Raw genomic sequence first — 11,786 nt, 5'->3', positions numbered from 1 at the left:
CGTGCTCTAACGTTAATCACTCTGATGTAGTCAGTAGTATAAAACAAAAACGCTCCAATTTAAAAAATTGGAGCGTCAGTCAATCAATTAGATTGATTAGTCTAAAGGCTGAACGTTTTCAGCCTGAAAACCTTTTTGACCTTGTACAACGCTGAATTCTACGCGTTGACCATCACGAAGTGAACGATGGCCATCACCCATAATTGCACGGAAATGAACGAATACGTCATCACCGCCATTGCGTTGAATAAAGCCAAAGCCCTTGGTATCGTTAAACCACTTTACTACACCTTGTTCACGAGCTGTCATAAGTCAATCCTCAGAAGTTAAATTAAAGGACCTTCCGGTGTTGCAAACAGCATAGCAAACAAGATTCAAAATTCTTTGTTATTTCAAAGCTTGTAATCATTCTGTAAAACTATCAACAATTTCCCGGTTACATCCATTTGTTAAAGGGTTAATAACAATTATTTTTGATAACGCATAAATCCTAAAACCACTCGAGATTAACATGGGTTGATCACAATTAATAGATTTATTTTTGCTATTTATCTTCATTTTTTAATTAAATTTTTTATCGACTTGATCGGGAATTTTTTTAGCAGTTTGATTGGGGTTTTTACCTGTGCTTGATTTTCTGCTAGAGTAGCTTTTCAAGTGTGCAACCCATCGTTTTTATTGATGCAAGATTCAGTTTCTTCACTTTCTGTTATTGAGATTAATGCCATGGGTCAACCCTGCCCTATGCCGCTATTGATGCTTAAACGTCAACTTAAAAAGACAACCGGCCCTCGAGTCTTTAAACTTTTGTCATCTGACCCGCACAGTGAAATTGATGTAACACGATATTGCCAAATCAATCAACTGGCTTGTAAATTGACTAAAATATCAGACCACGAATTTCATTACTTGATTGAATCTTAATCATTTATTATTTAACATATTGCGCTTAGTGCCTATAAAACTTTACATTTCTCTACCCAATCTTTCTTAATTATGAAGGTGCTTCACATTAAGATGTTTTTATTGGTTATACCATCCTATAAGGAGTACTCATGAGTGACAGCAGCAATCAGTTGATGCCCCTGTCATTATCTGCGCCCGGTGTAAATTTAGGTGCCTATATCAGCACCGTAAACCAAATCCCAATTCTGACTGCCGAGCAGGAAAAAGAGCTGGCTGAACGTTACTACTACGATCAAGATCTTGATGCCGCTAAATTGCTGGTGATGTCTCATCTTCGTTTCGTGGTGCACATCGCGCGTAGTTATGCAGGCTATGGCCTACCTCAAGGCGACCTTATCCAGGAAGGAAATCTAGGTTTGATGAAAGCGGTAAAACGCTTTGATCCAAATATGGGCGTGCGTCTTGTTTCCTTTGCTGTGCATTGGATTAAAGCAGAAATTCATGAATACGTGATTCGCAACTGGCGTATTGTTAAGATCGCCACCACGAAAGCCCAGCGAAAACTGTTTTTCAATCTGCGTAGCTTAAAAAAATCCAGCAAAAAACTGACTCTCGAAGAAGCACAATCAATCGCTAATGATTTGAATGTGACACCAGAGCAAGTATTGGAAATGGAAGGTCGTTTAACTGCCTACGATGCGGCTTTTGAAGCGCAAGGCGACGATGACGATGATTCATCCACCCACGTTGCACCTGCACTGTATTTAGAAGATAGTCGTTACGACCCTGCACGACTGGTTGAAGACGAAGACTACGAAGAGCAAAGTTCAAGCGCGTTACACGAAGCAATGAACCAGCTCGATGATCGTTCGAGAAATATCTTGCAACGACGCTGGTTAGACGACGATAAATCGACCTTGCATGAACTTGCGGCCGAGTACAATGTATCTGCAGAGCGTATTCGTCAGCTAGAAAAAAATGCCATGGAAAAAATCAAGGTGGCAATGTCTGCAACCTAGTCTGACCGATGATGAAAAACTTAAGGGCCAAGTGCCCTTTTGTTTTGTTTGACTATTTTGAGCTTTCGCTTTTTATGCTAAGGTTCTAGCGTCTTTTTCTTAAGAATAGTGCGCTTATGTGGATCGCAGTTTCAGCGGTTAATCTGGCTCTAGCCGTGATATTAGGCGCCTTTGGTGCGCACGGTTTAAAAGCACATGCATCTGTAGATCAGCTTGGTTGGTGGCAGACCGCAACCGACTATTTCTTTTATCATGCGCTGGGGCTTTTGCTACTGGGCGTACTTTCCAAAACCTATTCACAGCTCCCTATTAAGCTTCCGTTTCTTTTGATTCAGACCGGAATTTTATTTTTCTGTGGCTCCTTATATATCATGGCGCTTGGCATGCCCCGTATTTTGGGCGCGATTACGCCAATTGGTGGCGCACTCATGATTGCAGGCTGGTTTGTACTGGCTTGGAATGCGACGAAATATGCAAAGTAATCAGGAATATTAATGCAGATTTATCTCAACGGCGCGCCAAAAGATACCGCGTGCCAAAACCTGTATGAGCTCATACAAGAGCTTGCGCTTGAAGGTAAACGGTTTGCGGTAGAACTGAACGAACAAATCGTTCCTAAAAGCAAATTGGCGCAATACCACTTATCAGATCAAGATCGAATTGAAATTATTCACGCTGTTGGTGGCGGTTAAAAACGGAGCTTTTCATGCAAGACACCCCTTTGATTATTGGTTCACGCCAGTTTCAATCTCGTCTTTTAGTCGGTACAGGTAAATACAAAGACCTACATGAAACCGATTTGGCCATCCAGGCCAGTGGTGCCGAAATTGTCACCGTTGCAATTCGTCGCGTTAATATCGGACAACACGCAGACCAACCTAACCTGCTCTCGGTCATTCCACCCGAAAAGTACACGATTTTACCCAATACAGCCGGATGCTTTGATGCAGATAGTGCAATTCGCACCTGCATGTTGGCACGCGAACTGCTCGATGGCCACAATTTGGTGAAGCTTGAGGTCCTTGGCGATCAGCAAACACTTTATCCGAATGTCACACAAACCATCAAAGCTGCACGTACGCTGATTGATGATGGCTTTGAGATCATGGTATATACCTCTGATGATCCAATCGTCGCGCAAGAACTTGAAAGCATGGGCTGTGTTGCCATTATGCCTTTGGGCAGCCTAATCGGATCAGGACTGGGGATTTTAAATCCACATACTATTTCGATTATCAAAGAAAATGCCAAAGTTCCTGTACTGGTCGATGCGGGTGTTGGTACAGCAAGTGATGCTGCCATTGCCATGGAACTCGGCTGTGATGGTGTTTTGATGAATACGGCAATTGCCGCTGCACAGCAACCTGTTCTCATGGCATCTGCCATGAAAAAAGCAATTGAAGCAGGCCGTGAAGCTTATTTGGCAGGTCGTATGCCACGTAAACGTATGGCTAATGCCAGTTCCCCAGAAACTGGTTATTTCTTTAAATAGTACGTACTATTAATTATATTGAAAATTTTCAAAGGATTCTTCGGAATCCTTTTTCGTAAGAAGAATGAGAGCAAGCACAAATGCGAAAAATAATAATGGGTCTTTTAAGTGTAAGTTTTACAACAGTTACTTTTGCGAGTTCCGATCAGAAAAACTATCAACAGTTTATACCTAAAGACTGGAAAATCATCGAAATAGCTCGTGGTGATTTAAATCATGATGGCATGGAAGATATCGTCTTAGTAATTGAGGAAAATAATCGCAAAAATATAATTCATAATAATGGATTTGGAAGCCCTAATCTCAACACCAATCCAAGAGCTTTGTTGGTGTTATTCAAAATAGCTCAGGGTTATCAGTTAATCAGTAAAAATAAAAAACTTCCTAGTGAAAATGATGCAGACTCGCCTTGTCTTGCAGATCCACTCGATGATGGTGCTGTAACGATTGCAAAAGGTATTTTAAAAATCAATTTACATTATTGGCTCAGTTGCGGCTCGTGGTATGTGACCAACAATACATTTAGCTTCCGCTACCAGAATCAAGGTTTCAAATTAATTGGTTTTGATCAAATGAGTTTTCATCGGGCTTCTGGTGAGAAAAGTTCATTAAGCATTAATTTTTCTACTGGAAAAATGAAAAAAACCACAGATAAAAATGAGTTTGAGGAGAATACTCAACCCGCTAAAGTCGAATGGAAAAATCTAAAAAAACAATATGATTTAAAATTGGAATCTATTAATTTTAAAGAACCACCAGAATTTGAATAAAAAAACACCTCAATTACTTGAGGCATTTTTTCTGCGTAAGTTTATGCAATCAAGCCTTCATCGCGCATCGCAATTTGTACAGACTGTCGTTCTGCAACCTTATCACGGATCGCATTGATATGTTGATAAGGACTCAAATCATGTCCAATACTTTTTGACCAGTTGGTAATCACGAATAAATAGGCATCTGCCGGGCCAAAGTTATCATCGACCAAGTAATCATTTTCAGATTCACTGATGGTTTTATCAATGTGCGTAAGCAAACGATCGACTTCTTTATAGGCTTTGCTTTTTGCTTCACCTTCAAGTGGCCCACCAAAAAATACCGCATAGGCATCATGCAATTCAGAATTGAGATAACCAAGCCATTCAAGTACTTTGGCACGCCCCATTCCCGATGGTGGAATTAAATCTTGCTTCGGATCGTGCTGGGCTAAAAATGGTAAAATTGCAACATTTTCAGTCAAGATCAATCCAGGATTAATTTCCAGTGCTGGTACATATCCTTTTGGATTGATGTCGTAATAATTTGCACCTTTTTCTGTTTGATGCGTTTTAAGGTTAACTTTTTCTAAATCAAAGTCGACATTAATTTCATTTAAAATAATATGTGCTGCGAGTGAACATGCGCCTGGTGAATAATACAACTTCATATGGGATCCTTGTTATCTAACTATTTTATGTTCTAAAACGCTTCGAAGTCACATGCAAGGGCTTTATAAACTTCCTTACAAAAGTCGATCTAAGAAAAATCTTTATACTCTACTATTAATCAAAAAAAATTCGGCGCGCAAGTGATATTGTGCCTGATCTGCTCAAAATATGAGTGAACACGATACATCTTAGGCAAGCGGCATAATTTGTGACGTAGAGATCGGCATGAGCAGCATATCTGGCCACTACAAATGATTGGTTATATTTGATGATCAACCGCCTAAAGTTTGTTTATAAAACAATCTACAAGATACACGTGACAAATACATGAAGGCATCCAATGAGACGAGTCTTTTCGTATTAATGCTTGCTTAGTCTTGTTGAAGCTGTGATTAGCGTTTGACTTACCCCCCTAAGCATTTAAAATACGGCATCTGAATTTTTAGTATCATCAAAATCATGTCGACCGATCAGTTAGAAACGCAGATTACTGAACTGGATAATTTGCCTGAACACCGAGAAATTGTGACGTTTATGCGCCGCGCTGCGCCATTGAATACTTCACAGCGTACAGCTTTAGAGCAATATCAAGCGCTGATTTTGGAATATCCGGTAGGTGATTTACGCCAGCATTTTGAACATCCTGAACGCCCATTGACAGTCGAAATTGGTTTTGGAATGGGGCGTTCTTTGGTCTTAATGGCAAAAGCAAATCCTGAGCGTAACTTTGTTGGTATTGAAGTACATGTACCGGGGATCGCCCAATGCGTTTATGAAGCAGGAATGGCCGAACTTAAAAATTTACGCGTACTTGATGCAGATGCCATTCAGGTATTGCGTGAAATGCCGGATAACAGCATTAACTGTATCCAGCTTTACTTCCCAGATCCGTGGCAGAAAAAACGCCACTTTAAGCGTCGTTTTGTTGCTCATGAGCGCATGGAACTGGTCGAACAAAAACTGGAGCTTAACGGTACTTTCCATGCTGCAACAGACTGGGAACCCTACGCTGAGTGGATGCTAGATGTTCTTGACAACCGCCCTGCTTTAGAAAACCTTGCAGGTAGGGGTAATAGTTATCCACGCCCAGAATGGCGCCCACAAACCAAGTTTGAACGTCGCGGTTTAGAAGCTGGCCACAAGATTAATGACTTTATTTTTAAGAAAATTGGTTAAGTCTATTTTGAGCTAAATCAGCATCAATCATGAAAAGGCATCTGATTTGAAAAATGAGATGCCTTTTTTATGTCAAACTTTTTCAAACATCGTACCGAAAACTGTTAAATCTTATCAATGCGACGATTTATAATCGCTTGACTCAGCAATTGATAAGTTTCTGCCAAATCTGGACGTTTGGCTTGACTCAGTAAATCTTGATGCATATTTAGAATATTTTGGTCATTTCGCACCGCAGGTCCAGTTTGTACCAATGCTGGATCGTGCAACGTGGCTTTACGCGCAGTTTCAAGTATCAATGGATAAAGCAATGAAAAATCGACGTGTTGTTGATCGACAATTTGCTTCGCCGCATCATAACAATAGTTCGTAAAGTTACAGGCAAAAACAGCGGCTAGATGCAGACTTAAACGTTGCTCAGAATTATAGTGATAGACTTTATTACTTAGGCTATTTGCGATTACTTCAAGATGTTTTAATCCCTCATCAGTTGAAGCTTCAATAAATAATGGTGTCTCAGACCAGTCTACCTCGCGCTCAAAGCTAAAGGTTTGCAACGGATAAAATACCCCAGCATTGGCATGCTGCTGTGTGAGCTGTTGCATTGAAGTACTGCCAGAGGTATGCACAATGAAGGTATTGGGCAAATATGGATGCACAGCCTGAATTACGCTTGAAATGGCGTGATCGCTAACCGAAATAATGAGTAAATCGATGGATGCATCAAGCTGCTCAAATTGATGAATCGGTTTTGCACCAACACGGCACGCTAAAGTTTTTGCGTGTTCAACATCACGACTCATAATTTGCACGATCTGGTGCTGCGATGCACACGCGCTAGCTAAATGGGTGGCGACTTTGCCCGAACCAATAAAACTAATACGCATCTTTCAATCATCTATTTCGCCAAAATAGCGCTAAGCATGCCAATAAAAAAAGGACGAATCAATCGCCCTTTCTTATGATCTTGTATATCAATCAAACCTATATCTAAGGTAGAAAGGTCTGAACTACTTTTCCAGTTAGATTTTGATTGAGCAATGGCGTATTTTTACCCTGCGATAAAATTGTGGTTTTATCAACCTTCCACTCAAGCGCTGGATCAACCAATACCCAGCCTTTTTCATTTAACCAGCGCTCTTGCATATTGGCTACGCGTGCCGGTGCTACAGTCACTTTCTCTACCCATTCCAGAGGTTCAAACAGCCCCTCTTGAATGAGTTGCACACCCAAAGCGACATAGGTATCAAATGCACTAATACCGGGTAAGGTTTCAGCGAATGGCATCATTTTAGCAGAGCTACTCAGTGGTTCGTGATGTGTACAAATCGCGTCAATCACGCCTGATTTGACTGCGTCACGTAACGCTACTTTATCTGCTTCCGAACGAAGTGGTGGTCTTACGTGCGCTAAAGTATTAAACCCATCAATTAACGCTTCGGTTAAATGTAACTGATGCATCGCCACATCTGCTGTGACAGGCAGGCCTTTTGCCTTAGCCGCACGGATCAGCTCAATCGACTGTGCTGAAGATAATAATCCAAAATGCGCACGCACTCCGGTCGCTTCAATCATGATTAAGTATTTGGCAATTGCAATGGTTTCTGCAATGACAGGAATCATCGGCAGGCCTTGGCGAGATGCAATAAACCCTTCATGCACACAACCATCTTTGGCAATCTGTGGTTCTTCAGGATAGAACACCACCGTCAAACCTAAACCGGCTGCATATTCTAAAGTCCGAATCACCACATCATCGTTTTCAAATGCAGCATTGGCATTTGAAACTGCGGTACATCCACCTTTCTTAAGTGCTGCCATATTGGCTGGCTGACGTCCCAATAACCCTTGGGTTTGTGCGCCAATAATATGCAAATGAAACTTGCCATCAGTCCATGCTTTTTCAATTAGACCATGAATTAACGCACCGTTATCTTGTACGATCGGCTGAGAGTCTGGCGGCGTGATCACATGCAGAATACCGTTTTCACGTGCCGCTTTACCTTCGGATTTTAGCGTGCCGTGTTGCTGCTGACCTGGCTCTCGAACGCGCGCACATAAATCCACCATGGTCGGCATTAACCATTTACCCTGAGCATCAATCTGCTCATCGATCTGATCAAGCGAATCGACACGCTGGCCGTTTTGAAGATATACCGTTGTTGTAACATCAATTTGCGCGACAGGATCTAACAAACGAACATTTTCAAGTTTTACATTACTCATGAATAGACCCTTAGTTTGCGATTGCTTCAATTAAACCTTGTGCTTGTGCCTGACCTTGCATGGCCAACGCCAGTACGGCCATACGCACCGCAATTCCGTTAGTCACCTGATTCAGAATCACGGATTGTGGCCCATCTGCAATCGCAGAATCAATTTCTACACCGCGGTTCATTGGCCCTGGATGCATCACAATACAATCTGGTTGGGCAAGCGCCAAGCGCTCTTGATTCAGACCATACATACGGTAAAATTCTGCCTGAGATGACAGCGCTGGCGAATCGATTCGCTCATTTTGAATACGTAGTGCAATAATCACATCACAATCTTTTACGCCATCATCCATTTTATTGAATAAACGCACATGATCGCCATATTCATCAAATCCAACAGGCAGTAGTGTATTTGGCGCAATCACGCGAATGTCACGACATCCCAGAGTTTGTAAAGCCGCAATATCTGATCGTGCAACACGCGAGTGTTTAATATCGCCAATAATTGCGACTTTTAAATCTTCAAACGGTTTTTTGGTTTCACGGCGGATGGTCAGCATATCGAGCATTGCCTGCGTTGGATGTGCATGACGCCCATCACCTGCATTGATAATCGCAATATTCGGACATACATCTTTGGCAATAAAATGTGCAGCACCCGAAGACGAGTGACGTACCACAAAAATATCCGCTGCCATGGCTTCAAGGTTCCAAAGCGTATCGCGTAGCGTCTCACCTTTTGAGGTGCTTGAACGTGCAATATCGATATTCAATACATTGGCAGACAAACGCTTTGCTGCGGCTTCAAATGTGGTGCGTGTCCGGGTTGAGTTTTCAAAAAACAGGTTCATTACCGTGCGCCCTTCAAGTAAAGGTGTGGTAATCAGTTGATTTTGATCATTGAAAAAGGATTGCGCGGTGTCGAGGATTTTTGTAAGAGTTTCTTTAGACAGACCTTCAATGGTCAGGAAGTGCTTCAAATTGCCCTGCTGGTTGAGCTGAATCTGACTCGGAGAATGCAAAGCTGCCAGATGCATGAGAGATTCCTTATACGTTAAGTTAAGGCATTATACAGATATTTTTTCATCACAGGCAGATGCTGTTTTTGGCAATTGTTGTTTTCTAGATCAATTATGAAAAGAAATACAATAAAAATAAGTACCTAATAAATCATAATAAAATTTGTTTTCTATTTTTTAAAATTATGTATTTTAAAAATGTAAAATCAAGATGATCAACATTTGAATAAAAAAGAGGATTTCGAATTTAAAGACCAAGTTTTAAGGCATAAAATACGCTAAAATAGCCGATTGCTTTTGCTGCTTTTGGGAAATTGAATGAACTCATCACAACGTCTTTCTACATATTGGGTAACCTGTGCGGATGGACTGGAAACCTTACTTCAACAAGAATTACAAGGTTTAGGTATTGAGAAAACTGAGCGTTTTGCAGGCCGTTTAATTCTCCAAGGCACATTAGAACAAGCCTATCGTATCTGTATGTGGTCGCGTTTGGCCTCACGCGTTCTTAAGCCCATTCATACCTTTGAGCTTGAACATACTCACGATGCACGTGATGTTGCAGAGGAACTATATGAAGGTGCGATAAGTTTTGACTGGTCACTTATCTTTGCACCACAAAGCACCTTTGCAATCCGTTTGCATGTCGAACGCGAAATTAAAGTAAATTCACAGTTTGCTACCTTACGTGTAAAAGACGGCGTGGTTGATTCTTTTATGGAAGCAGTTGGACGACGCCCGAGTATCGATACCAAACAACCAGAAATTACCTTGTTTGTTTTGGCAGGTAAAACTGAACATACCTACTGCCTCGATCTTTCAGGCGACTCCCTGCATAAACGCGGCTATCGTCGCTATATGACCGACGCGCCAATCAAAGAAAACCTCGCTGCTGCAATTTTGCAAAAAGCGCAGTTAAAAACGCTGAATCCTGATCTGATTTTAGACCCAATGTGTGGTTCGGGTACGTTTATCATCGAATCACTGATGATTTTAACCGACCGTGCCCCAGGCTTGGTGCGCCGCTTTGGATTTAACGGCTGGCATGGCCATGACCGCGATTTATGGTTGTCACTCAAGGCCGAAGCCACTGAGCGACATGAAGCAGGTTTGGCGCAACCATTACCGAAATTCTTTGCCTACGATGCCGACTGGGAGGCCGTAAAAGCCACTCGTCAGAATATTGTCGCTGCCGGATTTGAACAGCTTCTAGATCAGATTCAGATTGAAGAACGTACCTTGGCCGACTGGCCTGCATTCGATGCTGAAAACAAAACTGCGTTTATTGTGACAAACCCGCCATATGGCGAGCGTCTAGGTGATAAAGCATCGAATCGTGCTTTATATCTCGGTTTGTCTGCCCTGCTACAACAACATTTTCCAAATCAGCACACCGCAGTGATTGCTGCTCAAGTTGAGCAAGCCGATGTACTGGCGCTTAGTGAGCCTGAAACACTACGTCTGATGAATGGTAAATTGCCAATTTACATTCGTTTTGGTCAGATCAAGCCATTAAGCAATAGCCAACCGTTTTTAACCAATTGGCATGCAGACCCTGTTGAAGTTGAGGGTGCACAAGATTTTGCGAATCGCTTGCAAAAAAACATGGCGGCTTTGAAAAAATGGGCAGTGAAGGAACAAGTGTATTGCTTACGTTTATATGATGCCGATCTTCCAGACTTTAACGTCGCAGTCGATTTGTATGGTGATCGCCTGCATGTTCAGGAATATGCACCACCCAAGACTATCGACCCAGAAAAAGCCAAGAAACGCTTTAATTTAGCTTTGGCTGCGATTCGTGCAGTTACTGGTTTACCTCGTGATGCCGTATTTATCAAAACACGCGCACGTCAGGAAGGAAAAAACCAGTACACCAAACAAAGTACCGCGTCTAAACGTTTTGTCGTACAAGAAGGCAAAGCCAAAATTTTGGTGAACTTGACAGATTACCTCGACACCGGACTTTTCCTCGACCATCGCCAGATGCGTTTACGCATTGCGAATGAAGCCCGTGGCAAGCACTTCCTCAACTTGTTTAGCTATACCTCGACAGCCAGCTTGCATGCTGCCTTGGGTGGCGCAGCCAGTACCACCAGTGTCGATTTATCGAATACCTACATCAACTGGTCAAAAGAAAACTTTGTACTGAATGGGCTCACTGTCGACCATGCAGACGAGCAGCATATGTTCTTTGCCAGTGACTGTTTTGAATGGCTCAAAGAAGGTCATGAGCAATATGACCTGATTTTTATCGACCCGCCGACCTTCTCAAACTCTAAGAAGTTTTATGGGACGTTCGACGTGCAACGTGACCATGTGTCATTGTTGAAACGTGCCATGAACCGTTTAAGCCCAGAAGGTACGTTGTACTTTTCAAACAACTATCGTGGCTTTGAACTGGACGAAGAGATCGAAGCTGTCTTTTATGCTCAGGAAATCACCAACGATACCATCGGTCTAGATTTCAAACGCAATCAAAAGATTCATCGTGCATGGAAAATTCAACATCCGCACATGGGTTAATCTAAACTGCA

Annotated in this window: 13 protein-coding genes; 8 read left to right on the top strand and 5 right to left on the bottom strand. The window is 42.0% G+C overall.

The window, feature by feature from the left end; all coding sequences use genetic code 11:
* Positions 1–96 precede the first annotated feature (96 nt).
* Complete coding sequence (locus tag KCV09_RS02390; protein ID WP_004653893.1) at positions 97–309, bottom strand: cold-shock protein; 213 nt, start codon at positions 307–309, stop codon at positions 97–99.
* A 372-nt stretch (positions 310–681) separates the two neighbouring features.
* On the opposite strand from KCV09_RS02390, the gene KCV09_RS02385 reads away from it, so the two are divergent.
* The 6 genes from KCV09_RS02385 (at position 682) to KCV09_RS02360 (ending at position 4,187) form a co-directional block, all read left to right on the top strand.
* Complete coding sequence (locus KCV09_RS02385) at positions 682–924, top strand: sulfurtransferase TusA family protein (RefSeq protein WP_081402570.1); 243 nt, start codon at positions 682–684, stop codon at positions 922–924.
* 131 nt (positions 925–1,055) lie between these two features.
* The gene (gene rpoH / locus KCV09_RS02380; protein WP_004936628.1) at positions 1,056–1,925 is read left to right on the top strand and encodes an RNA polymerase sigma factor RpoH; all 870 of its coding nucleotides are present in this window, start codon (positions 1,056–1,058) and stop codon (positions 1,923–1,925) included.
* A 116-nt stretch (positions 1,926–2,041) separates the two neighbouring features.
* The gene (locus KCV09_RS02375; RefSeq protein ID WP_004946532.1) at positions 2,042–2,407 is read left to right on the top strand and encodes a DUF423 domain-containing protein; all 366 of its coding nucleotides are present in this window, start codon (positions 2,042–2,044) and stop codon (positions 2,405–2,407) included.
* 12 nt (positions 2,408–2,419) lie between these two features.
* Complete coding sequence (thiS, locus tag KCV09_RS02370; RefSeq protein WP_212515473.1) at positions 2,420–2,617, top strand: sulfur carrier protein ThiS; 198 nt, start codon at positions 2,420–2,422, stop codon at positions 2,615–2,617.
* Positions 2,618–2,631: 14 nt separating this feature from the next.
* Positions 2,632–3,417, top strand: coding sequence for a thiazole synthase (locus KCV09_RS02365; protein ID WP_004936619.1), 786 nt, complete (start codon positions 2,632–2,634; stop codon positions 3,415–3,417).
* Positions 3,418–3,497: 80 nt separating this feature from the next.
* Positions 3,498–4,187 (top strand): hypothetical protein, encoded by a 690-nt coding sequence (locus KCV09_RS02360; RefSeq protein ID WP_151820153.1) that lies wholly within the window; start codon positions 3,498–3,500, stop codon positions 4,185–4,187.
* A 41-nt stretch (positions 4,188–4,228) separates the two neighbouring features.
* Here the strand turns inward: KCV09_RS02360 and KCV09_RS02355 are convergent, their stop codons facing one another.
* Positions 4,229–4,840, bottom strand: coding sequence for a glutathione binding-like protein (locus KCV09_RS02355; protein ID WP_004936615.1), 612 nt, complete (start codon positions 4,838–4,840; stop codon positions 4,229–4,231).
* Between the two features lie 460 nt (positions 4,841–5,300).
* On the opposite strand from KCV09_RS02355, the gene trmB reads away from it, so the two are divergent.
* Complete coding sequence (gene trmB, locus KCV09_RS02350) at positions 5,301–6,017, top strand: tRNA (guanosine(46)-N7)-methyltransferase TrmB (protein ID WP_212515472.1); 717 nt, start codon at positions 5,301–5,303, stop codon at positions 6,015–6,017.
* Between the two features lie 104 nt (positions 6,018–6,121).
* Here trmB and KCV09_RS02345 read toward each other — a convergent pair whose 3' ends face one another.
* The 3 genes from KCV09_RS02345 to KCV09_RS02335 all read right to left on the bottom strand — a co-directional run bounded on the left by KCV09_RS02345 (position 6,122) and on the right by KCV09_RS02335 (position 9,270).
* Positions 6,122–6,904, bottom strand: a complete 783-nt coding sequence (locus tag KCV09_RS02345) for a Rossmann-like and DUF2520 domain-containing protein (protein WP_212515471.1) — start codon at positions 6,902–6,904, stop codon at positions 6,122–6,124.
* Between the two features lie 103 nt (positions 6,905–7,007).
* Complete coding sequence (locus KCV09_RS02340; RefSeq protein WP_004936611.1) at positions 7,008–8,243, bottom strand: dihydroorotase; 1,236 nt, start codon at positions 8,241–8,243, stop codon at positions 7,008–7,010.
* A 10-nt stretch (positions 8,244–8,253) separates the two neighbouring features.
* Positions 8,254–9,270: an aspartate carbamoyltransferase catalytic subunit gene (locus tag KCV09_RS02335; RefSeq protein ID WP_004936609.1), complete on the bottom strand. Its 1,017-nt coding sequence runs from the start codon at positions 9,268–9,270 to the stop codon at positions 8,254–8,256.
* Positions 9,271–9,570: 300 nt separating this feature from the next.
* On the opposite strand from KCV09_RS02335, the gene rlmKL reads away from it, so the two are divergent.
* Positions 9,571–11,775 carry a bifunctional 23S rRNA (guanine(2069)-N(7))-methyltransferase RlmK/23S rRNA (guanine(2445)-N(2))-methyltransferase RlmL gene (gene rlmKL / locus KCV09_RS02330; RefSeq protein WP_004936607.1) on the top strand — a complete coding sequence of 735 codons (2,205 nt, stop codon included), beginning with the start codon at positions 9,571–9,573 and terminating at the stop codon, positions 11,773–11,775.
* The last annotated feature ends 11 nt before the right edge of the window (positions 11,776–11,786 follow it).

Origin of the sequence: Acinetobacter soli (assembly GCF_018139125.1) — a bacterium.
Lineage (GTDB): Bacteria > Pseudomonadota > Gammaproteobacteria > Pseudomonadales > Moraxellaceae > Acinetobacter > Acinetobacter soli.
The sequence above is the reverse complement of the archived record's forward strand: the minus strand, read 5'-3'. Positions and strand labels throughout refer to the sequence as shown.

Excerpts from the sequence above, each read along its gene's own strand:
- KCV09_RS02355 (WP_004936615.1), bottom strand. The coding sequence starts at position 4,840 with ATGAAGTTGTATTATTCACCAGGCGCATGTTCACTCGCAGCACATATT.
- KCV09_RS02345 (WP_212515471.1), bottom strand. The coding sequence starts at position 6,904 with ATGCGTATTAGTTTTATTGGTTCGGGCAAAGTCGCCACCCATTTAGCT.
- KCV09_RS02340 (WP_004936611.1), bottom strand. The coding sequence starts at position 8,243 with ATGAGTAATGTAAAACTTGAAAATGTTCGTTTGTTAGATCCTGTCGCG.
- KCV09_RS02390 (WP_004653893.1), bottom strand. The coding sequence starts at position 309 with ATGACAGCTCGTGAACAAGGTGTAGTAAAGTGGTTTAACGATACCAAG.
- KCV09_RS02385 (WP_081402570.1), top strand. The coding sequence starts at position 682 with ATGCAAGATTCAGTTTCTTCACTTTCTGTTATTGAGATTAATGCCATG.
- KCV09_RS02365 (WP_004936619.1), top strand. The coding sequence starts at position 2,632 with ATGCAAGACACCCCTTTGATTATTGGTTCACGCCAGTTTCAATCTCGT.
- KCV09_RS02360 (WP_151820153.1), top strand. The coding sequence starts at position 3,498 with ATGCGAAAAATAATAATGGGTCTTTTAAGTGTAAGTTTTACAACAGTT.
- rlmKL (WP_004936607.1), top strand. The coding sequence starts at position 9,571 with ATGAACTCATCACAACGTCTTTCTACATATTGGGTAACCTGTGCGGAT.
- KCV09_RS02335 (WP_004936609.1), bottom strand. The coding sequence starts at position 9,270 with ATGCATCTGGCAGCTTTGCATTCTCCGAGTCAGATTCAGCTCAACCAG.
- thiS (WP_212515473.1), top strand. The coding sequence starts at position 2,420 with ATGCAGATTTATCTCAACGGCGCGCCAAAAGATACCGCGTGCCAAAAC.
- rpoH (WP_004936628.1), top strand. The coding sequence starts at position 1,056 with ATGAGTGACAGCAGCAATCAGTTGATGCCCCTGTCATTATCTGCGCCC.
- KCV09_RS02375 (WP_004946532.1), top strand. The coding sequence starts at position 2,042 with ATGTGGATCGCAGTTTCAGCGGTTAATCTGGCTCTAGCCGTGATATTA.
- trmB (WP_212515472.1), top strand. The coding sequence starts at position 5,301 with ATGTCGACCGATCAGTTAGAAACGCAGATTACTGAACTGGATAATTTG.